Annotated in this window: 1 protein-coding gene; it reads right to left on the bottom strand. The window is 73.3% G+C overall.

Annotated elements, in window-relative coordinates; genetic code table 11:
* Positions 1–28: 28 nt before the first annotated feature.
* On the bottom strand, positions 29–22090 hold the full coding sequence (locus ACIP79_RS13240; RefSeq protein WP_401222663.1) for a non-ribosomal peptide synthase/polyketide synthase: 22062 nt from the start codon (positions 22088–22090) through the stop codon (positions 29–31).
* Positions 22091–22229: the final 139 nt, after the last annotated feature.

Genomic DNA, 22229 nt, shown 5'->3' with positions numbered 1-22229 from the left:
TCTTCCTCTCGGTTTCTCGGTCGTCGGGTCAGGACCGCGTACGGGCCGCGCGGTGCACCAGGGCCTCCAGCGCCCGGAACCAGGTCCGCGCCAGGTCCCGTACGGTCTCCTCCGTCAGCAGTTCGTCGGCGAAGGCCCAGTGGGCGCCCAGTTCCGGGCCGCCGGGGCGGTCCTCGGTGAGGGCGTTGACGGTGAGGGCGTGCGACATCGGCATGGCCGGGTCCGCGTCGAGGTCGGCGGCGTCGCCCTCCTCGGCGTAGGACCAGTCGGCGGCCTCCGGATGGTCGAAGCGGCCCATGTAGTTGAACTCGATCTGCGGCTCGCCGTACCGGGCGAGTTCCGGTCCGGTCAGCGGGTTGAGCCGGCGCAGCAGACCGTGGCCGATGCCGGCCGTGGGCAGCGCCGCCAGGTGTTCGCCGATCCGGGCCACCGCCGTGTCCAGGGCCGGACCGCCCGCGAAGGCGTCGGCCAGGTCGATCGGGCCCGGGTCCAGCCGGACCGGTACGACACTGGTGAACCAGCCGACCGTGCGGGACAGATCGGCGTTGACCGCCAGTTCCTCCTCCCGGCCGTGGCCCTCCAGGTCCACCAGGACGGCGTTGTCGGCGGCGTCCGTCGTGCGGGCCCGCCAGTCGGCGACGGCCAGGGCGAACGCGGTCAGCAGTACGTCGTTGACGGTGGCGCCGTAGGCCGCGGGCACCCGGCTGAGCAGGGGGCCCGTGAGGTCGGCGGGCAGGGTCAGGGAGAGGTACCGGGTGGTCTCGACGGTGTCGCGCCCGGAGTCGAGGTCACGGGCCAGCGGCAGCCTGGCTCCGTCGGCCAGGACCGAGGTCCACAGCGGCAGTTCGTCCTCCGTGACGGGTGCCGTGGCCCGCGCGGCGAGCAGTTCGGACCAGCGGCGGAAGGAGATGTCGACGGGCGGCAGCTCCGGGGTGCGGCCGGCCGCGACCGCCTGCCACGCGGCGGCGAGGTCGGGCAGCAGCACGCGCCACGACACCCCGTCCATGACCAGGTGGTGGACGAGCAGCAGCAGCCGTCCCGGCCGGTCCGGGCCCGCGTCGAACCACACGGCCCGCACCATGCCTCCGCCGTCGGGGTCGAGCCGTGCGCGGGCGGCTTCCGCGTGTTCGGCGATGGCTGCGCGCAGCGCCCCGTCGTCGGCGCCGGACACGTCGGCCCGGCGGATCCAGTCCGCCACGTCGGCGCTGCCCGGCGGCGGCACGCGCAGCGTCCACTCCTCGCCGTGTTCACCGGCGCGCACGAGACGGGCGCGCAGCATGTCGTGCCGGTCGGCGACGGCCCGCAGCACGGCCGTCAGTCCGGCTTCGTCCAGGTCCGCAGGTGTCCGGAGCAGGGCGGCCTGGTGGTAGCCGTCGATGGGGCCGCCGCGTTCGCGCAGCGCGTGCATGATCGGGGTGAGCGGGACCTCGCCGGTGCCGCCGTCGTGCTTGCGGACCGACTCGGCCGGGTCCAGCGGGACGGCGACGGCGGCCAGCGCGGCGACGTCGCGGTGCTGGAACACCTGGCGCGGGGTGATCCGCAGGCCGGCCGCGCGGGCCTGGCTGACCATCTGCATGGCGACGATGCTGTCGCCGCCGAGGGCGAAGAAGTCGTCGTCGGTTCCGAGGGCCTCGGCGGGCAGGCCCAGTACCTCGGCGAAGACGGCGCACAGCGCGCGCTCGGTGTCGGTCTCGGGCTCGCGTCCGCCCGTGGTGGCCGTGAAGTCCGGGGCGGGCAGCGACTTGCGGTCCAGTTTGCCGTTGGACAGCAGCGGCAGCCGGTCCAGGACCACCACGGCGGCGGGGACCATGTACTCGGGCAGCAGGGCCGAGGTGTGGGCGCGCAGGGCTGCCGGGTCGGGCGCGGTGCCCTCGGCCCCGACGACGTACCCGACGAGCTGCTTCACCCTGGGCCGGTCCTCGCGGACGGTGACCACGACCTGGGCGACGGACGCGTGGGCGTCCAACGCCGCCTCGATCTCGGCGAGTTCGATCCGGTAGCCCCGGATCTTGACCTGGTCGTCGGAGCGTCCGGCGTACTCCAGCAGGCCGTCCTCGGTCCAGCGGGCCAGGTCGCCCGTACGGTACATGCGGGCGCCCGCGGGGCCGTGCGGGTCGGCCACGAACCGGTCCGCCGTCAGGTCGGGGCGGCCCAGGTAGCCGCGGGCCAGCCCTCCGCCGGACAGGTACAGCTCGCCGGTGACGCCGGGCGGTACGGGGCGGAGCGCCGCGTCGAGGACGTAGGCGCGGGTGTTGTGGACGGGGCGGCCGACCACCGGGCGGTCGCTGTCCCGTACCCGTCCCACGAGGGCGTCGACGGTGGCCTCGGTGGGTCCGTAGAGGTTGAACGCCTCCGTGGAGCGCAGGGCGCGCAGCCGGGACCAGAGCGAGTCGGGTACGGCCTCGCCGCCGAAGCCGACCACGGCGAGCGGGCAGTCGCCGTCCTCCCCGAACAGCCCGCTGTCCGCCATCCGGTCCAGGAAGGAGGGTGTGACCTCGATGAAGTCGAGGCGCTGTTCCCGGATGAGGGCGGCGAGGAGTTCGGGGTCGCGGCGGGTCTCCTCGTCGGCGATGTGCAGGGCGTGGCCGTCCAGCAGCCACAGCTGCGGCTGCCAGGAGGCGTCGAAGGAGAACGACCAGGCGTGTCCGACGCGGAGGTGGCGGCGGCCGGTCAGTTCCCTGGCGCGTTCGTGCAGATCGCGGCGGTGGCTGTGGAAGAGGTTGGCGACGCTGCGGTGGGTGACGACGACGCCCTTGGGCCTGCCGGTGGAGCCGGAGGTGTAGATGACGTAGGCGGGGTGGTCGGCGGCGGGAGCCGTCGGTTCGGCCTGCGGCTCGTCGTGCGCGGCGTCCAGGAACAGGGCGGGGATGTCCGTGTCCGGCAGTGCGGCGGCCAGTTCGGCGGTGGTGAGGATCAGGACGGGGCGGGCGTCGTCGAGCATGTCGCGGGTCCGCTCGGCGGGCAGTTCCGTGTCCAGCGGGAGATAGGCGGCGCCCGCCTTCATGACGGCCAGGATCGCGGTGATGTGGTCGGCCCTTCGGGGCAGGGACAGGGCCACGATCCGCTCCGGACCGGCGCCGCGCGCGGCGAGTACCCGGGCCAGCCGGTCGGCGCGGGCGTTCAGTTCGGCGAAGGTCCAGGTGTCGTGCGCGTCGGTGACGGCGACGGCGTCCGGTGCGGCGGCGGCCTGCGCCTCGAAGAGGCCGGGGACCGTGCCTCCCTGGGCCGGGAGGGCGTTGTCGTTCCAGGTCTCCAGGATGGTGTGCCGGTCGGCGGGGGTGAGGATGTCGACCCGGCCGACCGGCTGTGCGGGTGCGGCGGTCATCGCCTTGAGGACGGTGAGCATCGAGGCGGCCATCCGCCGGGCCGTCGCGGGCTCGAACAGGTCGGGCCGGAACTCGGCGGTCAGGCGCAGCCGTTCGGCGGGCTCCACGGCCCAGGCGAAGGGGTAGTGCGTGGAGTCCTGGTGGTCGCGGACGGTCGCACGCAGGCCGGTGGCGTCCTCGTCGTCGGCGTTGTCTTCTACGGGATACGACTCGAACACGACCAGGGTGTCGAAGAGTTCACCGAGTCCGGCGCCGCGCTGGATGTCGGACAGGCCCAGGTACTGGTGGCTGATCAGCCGGGACTGCTCGTCCTGGAGCCGGTCGAGGAGGGCGGCGAGCGGTTCCCCGTCCCGGATCCGGACCCGGACCGGCACGGTGTTGATGAAGAGTCCGACCATCGATTCGACCCCGTCGATCTCCGGGGGCCGTCCGGCGACCGTGGCGCCGAACACCACGTCGTCACGGCCGGTGAGCCGGGACAGCAGGATGCCCCAGGCGCACTGGACCAGGGTGTTGACGGTCAGGCCGCGGTCGCGGGCCAGTCCGGTGAGGGCGGCGGTCAGCCCGGCGTCGGCCTCCACGGTGTGGGTGTGCGGTACGGCCGGTGCCCGGTTCGGGTCGGCGGGCACCAGGTGCGTGGGCTCGTCGAGGCCGTCCAGCGCCTCGGCCCACGCGGTGGCAGAGGCGGCAGTGTCCTGCTGGGTGAGCCAGCGGAGGTAGTCCCGGTAGGGGACGGCGGCGGGCAGCGCGGCCCGGCCGTCGTAGAGCCGGGTCAGCTCGGTCATCAGGCGCGGCACGGACCAGCCGTCCAGCAGCAGGTGCTGGTGGGAGAGGACGAGCCGGTGGCCGCCGTCCGCGAGCCGGGCGAGGAGCAGTCGCAGCAGGGGCGGCTCCGCCGGGTCGAAACGGCGCCTCTCCTGAAGCAGCAGACGCTCCCAGTCCTCGTCGTCGCCGACGTCCACCTGGCGCCAGGGCAGCGGCACGGTCCGGGGCACGACGGCCACCGGGCGTCCCGAGGACAGGTAGCGGAAGCCGGAGCGGAGGCTGTCGTGCCGGTCGAGCAGGGCCTGTCCGGCGGCGCGGAGCCGTGCGGTGTCGAGCGGTCCTTCAAGGTCGTACGACACCTGGACCGTGTAGACGTCGGGTCCGAGGTCGGCGGAGTCGAAGGAGGCGTGGAAGAGCAGTCCGGCCTGGAGCGGTGACAGCGGCAACAGCTCGGCATCCGCCGGGAGTTCGGCTCGTTCCTCGGCGGTCAGGTCGAGCAGCGCGGTTGCCGGGTCGTCGTCCTCGCGGCGTACGGAGTCCACGGCGACGGCGGCGAGTCCGGCGGCCGACTTGTGGCGGAAGACGTCCCGGGGCGTGATCGTCAGGCCGGCCGCGCGGAGGCGGCCGACCAGTTGCATGGCGACGATGCTGTCGCCGCCGAGGGTGAAGAAGTCGTCGTCGGGGCCCACCCGTTCGAGTCCGAGGACGGTCGCGATCAGCTCGCAGAGCAGTTCCTCGCGCGGGGTGCGCGGCAGGGTGGCGGTGACCTCGGCGGCGAAGTCGGGCGCGGGCAGCGCCCGGCGGTCCAGCTTCCCGTTGGGGGTGAGCGGGAGGGTGTCCAGGGCCACGAAGGCGGCCGGGACCATGTGGTCCGGCAGGCGGGCGGCGGTGTGGGCGCGCAACTCCGCCGTGTCGGGGGTGCGGCCGGTGGCCGGGACCACGTACGCGACCAGGTGCTCGTCGCGTACCAGCACGGTGGCGTGGGCGACGGTGGCGTGCCCGGCGAGCACGGTCTCGATCTCGCCGGGTTCGATCCGGAAGCCGCGCAGTTTCACCTGGTCGTCGACACGCCCCAGGTACTCCAGCTCGCCGTCCCGCGTCCAGCGCGCGAGGTCACCGGTGCGGTACATTCGACTGCCCGCCGGACCGTACGGATCGGCCGTGAAGCGCTCCGCCGTCAGGTCCGGGCGGCCGAGGTAGCCGTGGGCCAGTTGGTCCCCGGCGAGGTACAGCTCACCCGCGACGCCCGGCGGCACCGGACGGAGGGCGGCGTCCAGGACGTAGGTCCTGGTGTTCCACACCGGGCGGCCGATCGGTACGACGGCCGCACCTGGCAGAACCTCGTGCGCGGTGACGTCCACGGACGCCTCGGTGGGCCCGTAGAGGTTGTGCAGCCTTGTGCCGCCCAGCAGTTGGTGGAAGCGCGCGGCCAGCGGAGCGGGCAGCGCCTCGCCGCTGCACATCACCTGCCGCAGGCTGGTGCGGTCGGCCGCCGCCGGTTCGGCCAGGTACGCGCGGAGCATCGACGGCACGAAGTGCGCCGTGGTGATCCCCCGGCGCCGGATCAGGTCGGCCAGGTACGCGGGGTCCTTGTGTCCCTCGGGCCGTGCCACCACCAGGGCTGCGCCCGTGATCAGCGGCCAGAAGAACTCCCACACCGACACGTCGAAACTCGACGGCGTCTTCTGCAACACCCGGTCCCCGGACGTCAGTCCGTACTCCGCCTGCATCCACGACAACCGGTTCACGATCCCGGCCTGCGGAACGACCACACCCTTCGGACGACCCGTCGACCCCGACGTGTAGATCACGTACGCCGGATCGCGCGGGTCGTACACGGCGGGCAGCGGGGTCCGGGGGGCGGGCGGCGGAGTCGTCGCGTCGTCGACGAGCAGGCGCGGCACGTCGGACTCCGGCAGGGCGGTCCGGCCGTCGGTCACCACACAGACAGGGCGGGCGTCGGCCAGCATGAACGCGAGCCGCTCCGCCGGATAGTCGGTGTCCAGCGGCAGATAGGCGCCGCCCGCGCGGTGCACGGCCAGCAGGGCGACGACCAGGGCCACCGAGCGGGGCAGCGCGACGGCGACGGTGTTCCCGGGCCGTACGCCGGCCGCGACCAGCGTGTGCGCGAGCCGCTCGACGCGCAGGTCGAGCTCCGCGTAGGTGAGGGAGGTGTCCTCGAAGACGAGGGCCGTTCCGGCCGGGGTACGAGCCGCCTGGGCGCGGAAGAGTTCGGGCAGGGTCAGGTCCGGCACCGGGTGGGCGGTGTCGTTCCAGTCGGTGAGGACGAGGGCGCGCTCGTCCTCGGCCAGCACGTCGAGCAGGGCGAGCGGCCGTTCCGGGGCGGCGGCCACCTGTTCGAGGAGGTGCACCAGACGGCGGGCCAGCAGTTCGGCGGTGCCGGGGTCGAACAGGTCGGCGCTGTACTCGATCCAGCCCTGGATGCCGTTGCCTTCGCCCTGTTCGACGAAGTCGAAGCTGAGGTCGAACTTGACGGTCTCCTGACCGACCGGTTCGGGCCGGGCGGTGAGTCCCGGCAGGACGGGCGTGGAGCCGGGCCCGGCGAGGTGGACGACCATCACCTGGAACAGCGGGTGCCGGGCGAGCGAACGCGCCGGGTTGACCGCTTCCACCAGCCGCTCGAAGGGCAGGTCCTGGTGCTCGTAGGCGGCCAGGTCGGTCTCGCGGACCCGGCGCAGCAGCTCGGCGAAGTCCGGGTCGCCGGACAGGTCGGTGCGCAGGACCAGCGAGTTGACGAAGAAGCCGACGAGGTCCTCGAGTCCCTCGTCGCTGCGGCCGGAGACGGGGGCGCCGAGCGGGATGTCGTCGCCCGCGCCCAGCCGGTGCAGCAGGGCGGCCACGGCGGCCTGGGCGACCATGAACATGCTGGCGCCCTCGGCGCGGGCCAGTGCGCGCAGGGCGCGTTCCAGCTCGGGCGGGACGGTGAAGCCGACGGTGCCGCCGCCGTGGCCGGACTCCGCGGGGCGCGGCCGGTCGGTGGGCAGGACCAGTTCCTCGGGCAGGCCGCGCAGGTGCTCGGTCCAGTACGCGAGCAGGTCCTCGCCGCTGTCGTCGAGCAGCTCGCGCTGCCAGAGGGTGTAGTCGGTGTAACTCACGGGCAGCGGGGCCCAGTCGGGGGCGCGGCCTGCCGCGCGCGCGGCGTAGGCGGTGCCCAGGTCGGCGAGCAGCGGCCGGTCGGACCACTCGTCGGTGGCGATGTGGTGCAGCAGGAGCAGCAGGACGTGTTCGTCGGGTCCCGTCTCGAACAGGGTGGCGCGCAGCGGGAGTTCGCGCTCCAGGTCGAAGCTGTGGGCGGCGGCCCCGGCGAGTTGCCCGTAGGGCGCGGTGACCAGCTCGACCCGGGCCTCGGCGGGCTCCAGGACCCGCTGGTAGGGGAGCCCGTCCTCGGCGGGGAAGACCGTGCGCAGGGTGGCGTGCCGGGCGACGAGGTCGTTGACCGCCGACTCCAGGGTGGCACGGTCGAGTTGCCCGGTCAGCCGCCAGGCGGCCGGGATGTTGTACGCCGGGTTCGGGCCGTCGACCTGGTGCAGCAGCCACAGTCGCTGCTGGGCGGAGGAGAGCGGCAGCCGTTCCGGGTGCTCCCGGGGGGCGGTGAGGGCCGGGCGGGTGGTGGCGCGGATCGCGTCCAGCCGGGTGGCGAGCCGGGCCACGGTCGGGGCGTCGAAGAGTTCGCGCAGGGACACCTCGGCGCCCAGGACCGTCCGGATCCGGCTGACGAGTCGCATCGCCAGCAGCGAGTGGCCGCCGAGGGCGAAGAAGTCGTCGTCGGGGCCGACCTTTTCGAGCCCGAGGACGGTGGCGAACACGTCACACAGCAGTTCCTCCACCGGCGTGCGAGGGACGGTCGCGGTCGTCGCGGCGGCGAAGTCGGGCGCGGGCAGGGCCCTGCGGTCCAGCTTGCCGTTGGGGGTGAGCGGGAGGGTGTCCAGGACGAGGAAAGCGGCCGGGACCATGTGGCCGGGCAGCGCCGCCGCCAGGTGCGCGCGCAGCTCCGCGGGTACGGGCGTACGGCCGGGCGCGGGGACCACGTAGGCCACCAGGTGCTCGTCTCGTACCAGGACGGTGGCATGGGCCACGGCCTCGTGGCGTGCCAGCACGCTCTCGATCTCGCCGGGTTCGATCCGGAAGCCGCGCAGTTTCACCTGGTCGTCGACGCGGCCCTGGTACTCCAACTCGCCGTCCCGCTTCCAGCGCGCGAGGTCACCGGTGCGGTACATGCGACTGCCCGCCGGACCGTACGGATCGGCCGTGAAGCGCTCCGCCGTCAGTCCAGGGCGACCCAGATAGCCCCGGGCCAGCTGCACACCGGCGAGGTACAGCTCACCCGCGACGCCCGGCGGCACCGGACGGAGAGCGGCGTCCAGGACGTACACGCGGGTGTTCCACACCGGGCGGCCGATCGGAACTACGCCCGCGCCGGGGCCCACCTCGCGGGCGGTGACGTCCACGGACGCCTCGGTCGGGCCGTACAGGTTGTGCAACCGCGTGCCGTCCAGCACCTCGTGGAAGCGCGCGGCCAGCGGCGCGGGCAGCGCCTCGCCGCTGCACATCACCTGCCGCAGGCCGTCGCAGCCGGCCGCGTCCGGCGAGTCGAGGAACGCCTGGAGCATCGACGGCACGAAGTGGACTGTCGTCACTCGTCGGCGCCGGATCAGCCCGGCCAGGTACACCGGGTCCTTGTGCCCCTCGGGCCGGGCGACGACCAGCGTGGCGCCCGTGATCAGCGGCCAGAAGAACTCCCACACCGACACGTCGAAACTCGACGGAGTCTTCTGCAACACCCGGTCCTCGCAGGTCAGTCCGTACTCCGCCTGCATCCACAACAACCGGTTCACGATCCCGGCCTGCGGAACGACCACACCCTTCGGACGACCCGTCGAACCCGACGTGTAGATTACGTACGCCGGATCGCGCGGGTCGTACGACGTGGGCAGCGGCGACCCGGGGCCGGCCGCGGCCGGGGTACCGTCCTCGTCCACCAGCAGGCGTGGCACGTCCGAATCCGGCACCGCGACGCCTACGTCCGTCACCAGGCACACCGGCCGGGCGTCGGCCAGCATGAACGCGAGCCGCTCCGCCGGATAGTCGGTGTCCAGGGGCAGGTAGGCGCCACCGGCCCGGTGCACGGCGAGCAGGGCGACGACCAGGGCCACCGAGCGGGGCAGCGCGACCGCGACAATGCTCTCCGGGCCGACGCCCGCCCCGGCCAGCATCCGCGCCAGCCGCTCCACACGCAGGTCGAGCTCCGCGTAGGTGAGAGTGGTGTCCTCGAAGACCAGGGCGGTCGCGGAGGGCGTGCGGGCGGCCTGGCTCCGGAACAGCGCCGGCAGTGTCTCGCCGGCCGCGCCGTGAGCGGTGGTGTCGTTCCAGTCCTCCAGGACCAGCCGCCGTTCGCGGGCGTCCAGGAGGTCGGGTTCCGTGACCGGCTTGGCGGGGTCGTCGGCGAACCGCTCCAGGAGGCGTACCAGACGCTCTGCGAGGTGCTCCGCCGTGCCGTGGTCGAACAGGTCGCCGGCATAGTGGAGGAGCAGTTCCAGCCGGCCCGCCTCCGTCTCGTCCACGAAGGTGAAGTGGAGGTCGGCCTTGGCCTTGCCGGTGTCCATGTCGAACCACTCGGTGGGCATGCCGAGCACGTCGGGGTCACCGCCCGGACGGCGGTGGTAACCCAGCATCACCTGGAAGAGCGGGTTGCGGCCGGCCAGCCGCGTGGGATTGACCGCCTCCACCACCCGGTCGAACGGCATGTCCTGGTGCTCGAAGGCCGTGAGCGCGGACTCCCGCACGCGGGCGAGCAGTTCGGTGAAGGAGGGCGCGCCGGACAGATCGGTCCTGAGGACGAGGGTGTTGACGAAGAAGCCGACCAGGTCGTCCAGGGCGGCGTCCATGCGTCCGGCGACGGGGATCCCGAGCGGGATGTCGTCGCCCGCGCCGAGCCGGTGCAGCATGGCCGCCGTGGCGGCCTGGAGCACCATGTACATGCTGGTGCCCGTTTCGCCGGACAGCGTTCGCAGGGCCGCGCTCAGCTCCGGGGGCACTTCGCGGCGAACGGTGGCACCGTGGCCGGTGGGCTCGGCGGGACGCGGCCGGTCCACCGGGAGGGTGAGTTCCTCGGGGGCTCCGCTCAGTGCCTCGGTCCAGTAACGGAGTTGGGCTTCTCCGACCTGGGCGAGGAGGACGTCCTGCCAGAGGGTGTAGTCGGCGTACTGGACCGGCAGCGGCGCCCAAGTGGGTGCCTCGCCCGCCGTCCGGGCCGCGTAGGCGGTGTTCAGGTCGGCGAGGAAGGGCCGGTCGGACCATTCGTCGGTGGTGATGTGGTGCAGGACGACGGCCACCACGTGGTCGGCGGGGTCGATCCTGAACACCTCGGCGCGCAGCGGCAGTTCGGCCGTCAGGTCGAAGGGGCGGCGCTGTGCCGCCTCCACGAGTGCGGGCAGGTCGCCCTCGCCGCAGTCGCTCAGGGTGAACGCCGGTTCCGCCTCTTCGGCGGCCAGAACGCGCTGGTAGGGCTCGCCCTCGTGCTCGTCGACGACCGTACGCAGCACCTCGTGCCGCCCGGCGACGTCGCGCAGCGCCTGCCGCAGCGCGGCCGGGTCGAACTCCCCCCGCAGCCGGAACACCAGCGGGAAGTTGTACGCCACGCCGCCGGTGTCGCCGCCCGCGATCCGCTCGACCAGCCACAGCCGCCGCTGGGCGGCCGAAAGCGGGATCCGCTCGGGCCGCTCCGCCACCTTCGTGACGGCCGGACGGGCGGGCCTGCCGACGTCCGCACGGCCGGCTAGGAGCGCGGGCGTCGGGGCCTCGAAGAGGTCACGGATGGCGAGTTCGGCGCCCAGTTCGGTGCGGGCCCGGCTGACCAGCCGGGTGGCGAGCAGTGAATGGCCGCCCAGGTCGAAGAAGTTGTCCTCGGCGCCGACCGAGGGCAGACCGAGCACCTCGGCGAACAGCCGGCACAGCACCTCCTCCTGAGGGGTGCGCGGGCCGCGCCCGCCGCCCAGCGCGACGGCCGGTTCGGCGTCGGGCAGGGCGCGGACGTCGAGCTTGCCGTTGTCGTTCATGGGCAGCCGGTCGAGGGTGACGAAGGCGGCCGGGACCATGTAGTCGGGCAGGTGCTGCTTGAGGTCCTCGCGCAGCCGCCGTACGAGGGCGCTCGCGTCGCGCGCGGCGGTCGGGTTGTTGGCGTACGGGGCCTCCGCGCCGCTGGGCAGGTAGAGGCCGGCGGTCACGCGGAGGTCGCCCGCGGCGAGGAACACGGCGTCGTACAGGCCCGGTTCGCGGGACCAGGTGGTCAGCACGCGGTAGCCGAGGCGGGCGCCCAGCTCGTGCAGGGTTTCGGGATCGACGGCGTCGGGGGTGAGCCGGCCGTCGGGGACGCCGGTGATCCGGAGCCGCTCGGGGCGCGCGGAGCCCAGCCGGTCGGCCAGGTCCAGGTCCGCGTTCCAGGGCACGGCCGGCTCGTCGCCGAGGGATACGTCCGGCGCTCCCCGGTAGAGCACGGCGTCGTAGCGGTGCCGGGTCAGCTCGTTGTGGTGGTGGCCGCGCTTGGTGCGGAGGTCCACGCCGTAGCCGAGGCCGGTGAAGTAGTCGGGGTCGAGGAGGAGTTCCTTCTCCAGGCGCAGGCTTCGCTCCACCGCCTGGCCGAGGTCGGCCTCGGGGGTCGAGCGGGCCTGCTGGATCTCGGTGTGGAAGGTGCGGGCGAGCCGCAGGTTGCGTACGTCACCGACGAAGAGCGCGCCGCCGGGCACCAGCAGGTCCATCGCGCCGTCGATGACGGAGGTCAGGTACTCGGCGCTCGGGAAGTACTGGATGACGGAGTTGATGACGATCGTGTCGAAGTAGCCGTCGGGCAGGCCGCTGAGGTCGTCGGCCGGCCGGCAGCGCAGCTCGACCTTGGCGGCGAGGGAGGGGTCGCGGCGCAGTTCCTCGCCGATCTTGCGGATGACGGGGGCGGCGAAGTCGGTCGCCCAGTAGGCCTCCGCGTCGGGGGCGAGGCGGGAGAGCAGCAGGCCCGAGCCGACGCCGATCTCCAGGACGCGGCGCGGCCGGAGTTCACGGATCCGCGCGACGGTGGCCTCGCGCCACTCGTGCATGTGGTCGAAGGGGATGGGCTGTCCGTCGTACGAGCTGTCCCAGCCGGCGTACTCCTCGGTGAAGACGGCGGTGCTGATCTCCTCGTACTCGTCGGAGTAGATCTCCTGCCACTCGCCGACCTGGGCGCGCTCCGCCGACTCCCTCTCCTCTTCGGTGAGTTGTGCCGGGACGACGTAGCCGACCAGTCGTTCCTCGCGCACGATCACGGCGGCCTGGGAGACCGCGGGAAGGCGGCTGAGCGCGGTCTCGATCTCGCCCAGCTCGACCCGGTAGCCACGGATCTTCACCTGGTCGTCGGTGCGGCCCAGGAAGTCGAGGTTGCCGTCCTCGCGGCGGCGGACCAGGTCTCCGGTGCGGTACATGCGCTCGCCGGGGTCGCCGAAGGGGTCGGCGACGAAGCGTTCGGCGGTCAGCGCGGGCCGGTTCAGGTAACCGCGGGCGAGTCCGATGCCGGCGATGTAGAGCTCGCCGGGCACGCCGTGCGGGACGGGGCGCAGCCAGGCGTCCAGGATGTGGGCGCGGGTGCCGCGGATCGGGCGGCCGACGGTCGGGGTGGCGCTGTCGTGGGTGCCGCCGCCGAGGGTGTTGATGGTGTACTCCGTCGGGCCGTACAGGTTGTAGCCGTAGGTGCCCTCGGTGTCGCGCAGCCGGGACCACACCGTCTCCGAGACGGCCTCGCCGCCGAGCAGTACAAGCGGCGGGACGTGTCCCTCCAGCAGGCCTTCCTCGATCAGGAGACGGGCGTAGGTCGGGGTGACGTTGACGACGTCGATGCGGTGCCGCTCGCAGTACGCCACCAGGGCCTGGGCGTCACGGCGCAACTCCTCGTCGCAGACGTGCACTTCGTGGCCCTCGACCAGCCAGAGCAGTTCCTCCCAGGACATGTCGAAGGCGAAGGAGACGGTGTGCGCGATGCGCAGCCTGCGTCCGCCGGCCGCCGCGATGGCCGGTTCGAAGATCTCCTTCTGGTGGTTGAGCTGCATGTTCGTCAGTCCCCGGTAGGGGGTGACGACGCCCTTGGGGCGGCCCGTGGAGCCGGAGGTGTAGATGACGTACGCCGGGTGTTCCAGGCTGAAGCTCGCCTCGACCGGATCGGCGGGCAGGGCGGCCAGTTCGTCCGCCACCGCCGCGTCGTCCAGCAGGACGCGGGTCAGGTCGCCGTCCAGGGTCGCCGACACGGCCCCGTTCGTCAGCAGGAGCAGCGGGCGGGCGTCGGCCAGCATGAGCGAGAGGCGGTCGGCCGGATAGTCCAGTTCCAGCGGCAGATAGGCGGCGCCGGTGCGCAGCACCGCGAAGAGCGCGACGACCATGTCGATGGAGCGCGGCAGCCCGAGGGCGACGACCCTCTCGGGGCCCGCGCCCCTGGCGAGCAGCAGCCGGGCCATGCGGTTGACGTCGGCGTCGAGTTCGGCGTACGTGAGGGTGCGGTCGCCGAAGACCAGGGCGACGGAGTCCGGGGTGCGGGCGGCCTGCGTGGCGAGCAGGTCGGCGACGGTCTCCTCGGGGTCGGGCACCCTGCTGTCGGCCCATTCCCGTTCGAACGCGGCGCGCTCGGCGGGCAGCAGCGGGTCGAGGCCGCCGACGGGGGCGCTCAGGTCGTGGGCGAGCCGTTCCAGGAGCAGCGTGAAGCGGTCGAGCAGGGCGCGGGCCTGCTCGGGACCGACGAGGTCGGGACGGTGGGAGAGGGTGACCCTGATCCGGGGTCCTGGGGTCACGACAAGGTTCACGGGGTAGTGGGTCGCGTCCACGTTGTCGACGGCGGTCGCGCCGTGCCGCTCGCGCAGCCGGTCCAGGCGCTTGCCGGTGTCGTTGTCGCGCAATACGAAAAGGGTGTCGAAGAGCCGCCGGTGTCCGGTCTCGGCCTGGAGGACGCCGAGGCCGAGGTACTCGTACGGCATCAGTTCCAGTCGCTCGCCCTGGATGCGCCGCAGCAGGTCCAGGACGGGTTCGGCCGGGTCGTACGCGATCCGGGCGGGCACGGTGTTGAGGAACATGCCGATGACGTGTCCGACGTCCGGGACCTCGCTGGGGCGGCCGGCGACTGTGGTCCCGAACACGATGTCGTCGCGGCCGGTCGCGGACGCCAGGGTCAGGCCCCAGGCGGCGTTGAGCTGGGTGTTGAGCGTCAGGCCGTGAGTACGGCCGCTCTCCACCAGCCGGTCGCCGAGCTCGGCGGGCAGCAACACGTCCAACTGCGCCGGGATGACCGGTTCCAGGCCCCGGTCGGCCGCGGCCGGGGCCAGCAGCGTGGGCTCGTCGAGGCCGCCGAGTGCGGCCCGCCAGGCGGCGGTGGCGGCACTGTCGTCCTGGGCGTCAAGCCAGGTCAGGTAGTCGCGGTAGGAGCCGGGGCGGGCCAGCGAACCGGCGTCGCCGCCGGACTCGTACAGCGCGAACAGCTGGTCGAGGAAGAGCCAGGCGGACCAGCCGTCCCACAGGATCAGGTGGCGCCCGATCACCAGCCGGTCGCCGCGCTCGGCGCCCAGGCGGACGAGCAGCAGCCGGAACAGCGGGGGCGCGGCGAGATCGAACCGGCGGCTGCGTTCGGCGTCCGTCAACTCCCGCAGGCGTACGTCCCGTTCGGCGAGCGGAAGCTCGGACAGGTCCGCCACTTCGAGCGGGATCTCCGGGTCGCCGACGATGAACTGCACGGGCTGGCGCAGCCCGTCGCTGGTGAACCCGGCCCGCAGGCTGGGGTTACGGACCAGCAGGGCGCGGGCGGCGGCGCGCAGCCGGTCGGCGTCCATCCGCTCGGCGAAGTCGAAGGTCTCGTGGACGGTGTAGACGTCCAGGGCGCCGTCGTCGTAGGTGGAATGGAAGAACAGGCCCTCCTGGAGCGGGGCCAGCGGCCAGATCTCCGCGACCTCGCCAGGGGCGAGCCGGTGGACGTGCGCGGTCTCCTCGTCGGTGAGGGCCGGCGCTGACCGGTCGGCCGCCTGTGCGGCCGGGGCGGCGACGGCCGAGGCGGCGACGGCGAGCGCGGCGGGTGTGCGGTGCTCGAACACATCGCGCGGGCTCACCGCCAGGCCCGCCGCGCGGGCCCGGCCCGCGACACCGATGGAGCGGATGCTGTCGCCGCCGAGGAGGAAGAAGTCGTCGTCCGGTCCCGCCTCCGCGAGTTCGAGGACGGCGGCGAAGATCTCCGTCAGCAGGCGCTCACGCTCACCGCTCGGGGCCCGCCGGGTCGCGGCGCGCTCGGCCTCGGGTGCGGGCAGCGCCGCGCGGTCCAGCTTGCCGCTGGGTGTGAGCGGCAGCGCGTCGAGGACGACGTACGCGTCCGGCACCAGCTGCGCGGGGAGGCTCTCCGCCATCGCGGCGCGCAGGGCGGCCGTGTCGATACCGGGGGCGTCGTCCGGACCGGTGGCCGGGACCGGGACGACGTAGGCGACGAGCCGCTGCTCGCGGACGGTCACCGCGGCCTGGGCTACGGCGGCTCGGCGGACGAGCGCCGCCTCGATCTCGCCGGGCTCGATGCGGTTGCCGCGCAGTTTGACCTGCCGGTCGGTGCGGCCCAGGTACTCGACCGTGCCGTCCACGCGCCGCCGCACCAGGTCGCCGGTGCGGTACATGCGCTCGCCGGGGCCTCCGTAGGGGTCGGCGACGAACCGTTCGGCGGTCGGGGCGGGCCTTCCGTGGTAGCCGCGGGCCAGTTGGACCCCGGTGAGGTACAACTCGCCCGGTACACCGGCCGGTACGGGTCGCAGGCATCCGTCCAGGATCCGCAGCCCGGTGTTCCAGACCGGGCGGCCGATGGGCACGGTCGTGCCGGGCTCGCCGTCGTGGAGGTGGTGGGTGACGTCCACGGCGGCCTCGGTCGGGCCGTACAGGTTGTGCAGGGGTACGCCGGTCAGCTCCTGCCAGCGTCCGGCCGCCTCGCCCGCCAGCGCCTCGCCGCTGCTGAACACGCGGCGCAGGCCGGCGGCCCACGTGGGGTCCGCCGTCACCTCGTCCGCGGCGAGGAACGCCTCCAGCATCGACGGCACGAAGTGCATGGTGGTGACGCGCTGTTCGCGCACGAGCCCCGCGAGATACGCGGGGTCGCGGTGGCCGTCCGGCTCGGCGAGGACGACGGCGGCACCCTCGCACAGGGCCCAGAAGAACTCCCAGACACTCACGTCGAAGCTGGACGGCGTCTTCTGGAGCACCCGGTCGTCCGGCGTGAGCCCGTACGCGCCCTGCATCCACGCGAGGCGGTTCACGATGGCCCGGTGGGTGACGACCACGCCCTTGGGGCGGCCGGTGGAGCCGGAGGTGTAGATCAGGTAGGCGGGATCGTCCGGTCCTGCGGCGGTCCGCGCGGGCTCCTGACCGGCCGTCGGGAAGGTGTCCCGTTCGTCCAGGGTGACCAGCGTCAGCCCATCGGTCCGGGGGACGCGGGCGGCGGCTTCGGCCGTCGTGACCACCATCGCCGCGCCCGAGTCGGCCAGCATGTACGCCACGCGCTCGGCCGGGTAGTCGAGGTCGAGCGGCAGGTAGGCGGCGCCTGACTTGAGTACGCCGAGCAGGGCGACCATCAGTTCGGCGGAGCGCGGCACGGCGACGGCGACGAAGCTTTCCGGACCGGCGCCCTGGGCACGCAGACGGCGGGCCAGGGCTTCGGCGCGGGCGTCCAGCTCGGCGTAGGTCAGGGCCTCGCCGCGGAAGACGACGGCGGTGGCCGCCGGGGTGCGGGCGGCCTGCGCCTCGAAGGCGGCGGCCAGGGTCGTCGCCGGGACGTCGCGGGTCTCTCCGGCGAGGTGGGCACCGGCCCGCTCCTGGGGGGAGAGAAGGTCGAGGGAGGCCACGGTGCGGCCGGGATCGTCGGCGAGGGCGTGCAGGACGAGGGTCAGCCGGTCGGCGAGGGCCCGCACGGCGTCGGCCCCCAGGCGCTGGGCGTGGTGCTTGAGCCGCAGGTCGAGGCGGCGGCCCGGCTTGACGATCAGGGCGAGCGGATAGTGGACCGCGTCGTGGAAGGTGTGACCGGTGATCCGGACCGTGCCCGTGGAGTCGGTGAGCCCCGGCTCGGACGGGTAGTTCTCGAAGACGAGGAGCGTGTCGAACAGTTCACCGCTGCCGGCGAGTCCCGCGACCCGCTGGATCTCGGCGAGGCCGAGGTGCTGGTGGTCGAGCAGGGCGCTCTGCTCGTCCTGGAGGCGGCCGAGCAACTCGGCCAGGGTGTCGGCGGGTTGCCAGCACAGCCGTGTCGGCAGCGTGTTGATGAAGAGGCCGACCATCGACTCGATGCCGTCCACGGCGGCGTCACGTCCGGAGACGGTGGTGCCGAACACGAAGTCCTGACGGTCCGTCAACCTGCCGAGGAGCAGGCCCCAGGCGCCCTGTACGACAGTGCCGAGGGTCACCCCGTGTTCCCGGGCGCGGGCCGCCAGCCGGGCGGTGACCCGTTCGGACAGCTCCACGCGGATCTGCGCGGGCTCGATCGGCGAACCGTCGGAGGGCGTCTCGACGAAACGGGTGGGCTCGTCGAGGCCCGCGAGCGCGGTACGCCACGCCTCACGGGCCGCGTCACGGTCTGCCGAGGCGAGCCGGTTCAGGTAGGCGCGGTAGGGGGCGACCGGCGGCAGAGCGGCGGCGGCACCCGCAGCCGCTTCCCCTCCGGTCCCGGCAGCGGCACCGGCACCGGACCCGGCACCGTACAAGCCCATCAGCTCGCGGTGCAGAACGGGCAACGACCAGCCGTCGGCGATGATGTGATGGAACGTCAGCACCAGTCGGCTGTGGTCGTCGCCGAGCCGTACCAGCGCGCAGCGCAGCAGCGGCGGCCGGGCCAGGTCGAAACGGCGGGCGCGTTCGTCGGCCGCGAGGGCGTCGGCGAGGCCGTGCCGGACGTCGGCGTCCTGCGCGGAGAGGTCCACCTCGCGCCAGGGCAGTTCCAGCCGGCCGGTGACGAGCTGCGCGGGCCGGCCGTCGGGGAGCTGCCGGAAGCAGGCACGCAGCGGGGCGTGCCGGTCCAACAGCCCCTGGGCGGCCCGGCGCAGGGCTTCGGCGTCGACCAGGCCGGTGAGTTCGACGACCTGCTGGACGACGTAGGCGTCGTGGTCGGAGCCGTCCACCAGCGCGTGGAAGAAGAAGCCCTCCTGGAGCGGACTGAGGGGCAGTACGTCCTCGACGGTGACCGGGTGATCGCCCTGGAGCGCGCCGAGTTCGTCGTCGGTCAGCCGCAGGAGAGGCGCCTCGTCGGCCTCCTCCCCCGATGACGTGTCCAGCGTCACGACCTGCGCGAGCTGGGCGACGGAGCGGTGCCTGAAGACGTCGCGGGGGGTGAGGCGCAGACCTGCGCGGCGGGCCAGGACGAGGAGTTGGATGGCGATGATGCTGTCGCCGCCCAGGGCGAAGAAGTCGTCGTCGACGGTGACCGACCGCAGGCCGAGCGCCTGCGCGTACAGCCCGCAGAGCAGTTCCTCGCGGGCGTCGCGCGGGGCGCGGCCCGAGCTGAGGGCGGCGTAGTCGGGCACGGGCAGCGCGGCGCCGTCCAGCTTTCCACTGGGGGTGACGGGCAGCCGGTCCAGGGGCACGAGCGCGCTCGGCACCATGTACTCGGGCAGCCACTCGGCGGCGTACAGGCGCAGGGTCCGCATGAGCGCGGTCGCGTCGCGGAATGGTGCCGGCCGGTTGGCGGGCGGGTGGACGCCGGGGTCTCCGGGGCGGTAGAGCGCGCCGAAGGGGACGTCGCCGAGGGCGAACACGGCGTCGAGGCTGCCGTCCGTGGCGGTGCCGTTCCAGGTCACGGCGGCCCGGTAGCCGTGTCGTGCGGCGAGCTCGTGCAGGGTCTCGGGGTCGGTCGCGTCCGCGGGGGGACGGCTGCTCCCGTCCAGTGCGCCGAGCGCGGCGAGGTCCTCCGCGAGCCGGGCGTTGGGCAGCCCGGTGACGCGGAGCAGCGCGGGCCGGTCGGCGGCGGCGAGCCGCGCGTCGAGCAGGGCGAGGGTGGTGGATCCGGCCCAGGCCAGTTCCTCGGCGGCGGCGGGCACCGGAGCCGCTACCTGGACGGCGGAGCTCCGTCCCTCCCCGAAGGCGGGGAGAATCGTTCCGCCATTTGTCGGCGAGCCACCGCGCACCGCATCGCCACCCGTCGGCGAGCCACCGCGCACCGCATCGCCACCTGTCGGCCGCAGCACCACGTCGTACCGGTATCGCGTCAGCTCGTTGTGATGTGTGCCGCGCTTGACCCGTATGTCGGCGGTGAAGCCGTCCAGGGAGGTGAAGTAGTCCGGGTCCAGCAGGAGTTCGCCTTCCCAGGACACCGACCGGTCCACCGCGGCGCGCAGGGCCTCCTTGTCGTCGGTGTCCGTGCGGCCGCTCTCCACGGCGGCCCGCAGCGTGCGCAGCAGCCGGAGGTTCCGCACGTCGCCGAGGAACACGGAGCCGCCCGGGGCGAGGAGTTCCTCGGCGTGGCGCAGTACGTCCGTCAGGTAGTCGGCGCTCGGGAAGTACTGGGCGACGGAGTTGATGACGATGGTGTCGAAGTATCCCGTGGGCAGCCCGGTGGTGTCGTGGGCGGGGCGGGCCAGGAGTTCGACCCGGTCGGCGAGGCCGGGGACGGTCCCGACCTGGGCTTCGAGGGCGCGGATCGCCTCCTCGGAGACGTCGGTGCCCCAGTAGGCCTCGCAGTCGGGGGCGATACGGGACAGCAGCAGGCCGCTTCCGACGCCGATCTCCAGGACGCGGCGCGGCCTGAGCGCGGTGATGCCGCTCACCGTGGCGTCGCGCCACTCCCGCATCTCGGCGAGCGGGATGGGCAGCCCGTCGTACATGCTGTTCCAGCCGGCGAAGTTCTCCTGGAACCCCTCGGATCCGGCTGCGGCGTAGAGGAGTTCGTGCAGGTCCTTCCATTCGGCGACCTCCGACTCGCCGTCCAGGGAGGGCACGATGTACGCGGCGAGCCGCCGGTCGCCGGGCCGGTCCTCGCGGACGACGACGGCGGCCTGGTCCACGGCGGGGTGGGAGCGCAGGACGGACTCGATCTCGCCCGGCTCGATCCGGAAGCCGCGGATCTTGACCTGGCTGTCGGCCCGCCCGAGGAACTCCAGGCGTCCGTCGGCCTTCCAGCGCACCAGGTCGCCGGTGCGGTACAAGCGTTCGCCGGGCCCTCCGAAGGGGTCCGCCACGAAACGTTCGGCGGTCAGCGCGGGCCGACCGAGGTAGCCGCGGGCCAGTCCGGCGCCTGCCAGATACAGCTCACCGGGGACCCCGGCGGGCACCGGCCGCAGCCGGCCGTCCAGCACGTACGCCCGGGTGCCGGGGTCGGGCACACCGATGGGCACGATGGTGCCGGCCGGGGTGTCGGGGTCGCACAGGCCGAGGGTGGAGTTGGTGGTCGCCTCGGTCGGCCCGTAGGCGTTGAACATCATGCGGCCGCGCGCGTACCGCCCGACCAGTTCGGGGGAGACGCGTTCGGTGCCCGCCAACAGCGTCGCCCCGGCGGGGAGTTGCACGTCGTCGGGCATGGCCGCCAGCAGCGCGGGCGGCAGGATCATGAACGTGATTCCGTTGGCGTTCGCGTAGTCGGCGAGCGGGGCGCCGGGCACCCGGCGTTCGGCGGGCACGACGACGAGCCGGCCGCCGGAGAGCAGGCCCAGGCACAGGTCCCAGAAGGCCACGTCGAAGCTGGGCGAGGAGAACTGGAGGACCCGGCTGTGCGGTCCGATCCCGAAGCGCTCGCTCTGGGTGGCGACGAGCTTGGCCACTCCCCCGTGGGACAGCACGACGCCCTTGGGGCGGCCGGTCGAACCCGAGGTGTAGATCACGTACGCGGCGTTCGCGACGGTCAACGACCGCGGCGCCTCGGGGTCGTTGACCGGCATGCCGGCCAACTCGGCCACCGTGGCCGGGTCGTCGAGGAGCAGCCGGTCGGGCCGGGTGTCCGAGGGCAGGTCGGCGGCCACCTCCGAGGTGGTGACCAGGCAGACCGGCGCGGCGTCGGCGAGCATGTACGCGATGCGGTCGGCCGGATAGTCGGTGTCGACGGGCAGATAGGCGGCGCCGGACTTGAGCACCGCGACCTCGGCGACGATCAATTCGGCCGAGCGCGGCACCGCGAGGGCGACCACCCTCTCCGGTCCCGCGCCCCGGGCGACGAGGGCGTGGGCCAGGCGGTTGGCTCGTTCGTCGAGTTCGGCGTAGGTGAGCCGGGTGTCCTCGAAGACCAGCGCCACCGCGTCCGGGCGGGTCCGCACCTGGTCGGCGAACATGGCGGGCCAGGTCGCGGCGGGCACGTCGTGCCCGGTGTCGTTCCACTCGACGAGAATCCGGTGCCGCTCCTCGTCGCCGAGCAGGGCCAGTTCACCGACCGGCGTTTCGGGACGGGCAAGGGCGTCCGTCAGCAGGGCCGCGTAGTGACCGAGCATCCGGTCGACGGTCGCCGCCTCGAAGAGATCGGTGCGGTAGGTCGCGCGGATCTCTCCCGCGCCGACGTGCAGGACCAGGTCGAGAGGTCCGCCGTCCCAGGGGTGGGGGTCACCGGCGGTGTCGCCGAAGCCGGTGTTGCAGAACCAGCCGCCTGCGCGGGTGGGTTCGGGATCGAGTTGGGCCACCAGCGCGGACACCGGCACCCGGTGGGCGGCGGCCTCCTCACGGGCGGCGGCGGTGCGTGCGGCGAGTTCCGCGAAGGTGATCCCGGCGTCGACGGCGATCCGCACGGGCAGCCCGGAGCAGGCCACCGCGAGATCGCCCTCGCGGGCGCCGTAGCGGTGCAACAGGGCCGCGTACGCGGCGAGCAGTGTGTTCTCGGGTGCCGGAGCGGCGAGGGTACGGGCGCGGGTCCGGGTCTGCCCGTCCGGGCGCTGCGGGTACGCGTGGTCGACGGGGAGAGCCGCTTCCTGCGGGAGCGGCAGCAGCCGTTCGCGCCAGAACTCCGTTGCCGTGTCCGTCAGTCCTTCGTAACCCGAGTTACCAGCCACAGGTGCCCGTGCCTCCTCAAGCATGCCGAAAACATGCGGAACCGACTCGACCGAGCCGCGACCGGTCGCCATATTAAGGTAAGGATTACCTAACCAGTAGTCCCCGACCTACCCTTCCCCGCTTCCCGCACGGGGAACC

Origin of the sequence: Streptomyces sp. NPDC088747 (genome assembly GCF_044751025.1) — a bacterium.
GTDB lineage: Bacteria > Actinomycetota > Actinomycetes > Streptomycetales > Streptomycetaceae > Streptomyces.
This window is presented reverse-complemented; position numbering and strand designations above follow the sequence as displayed.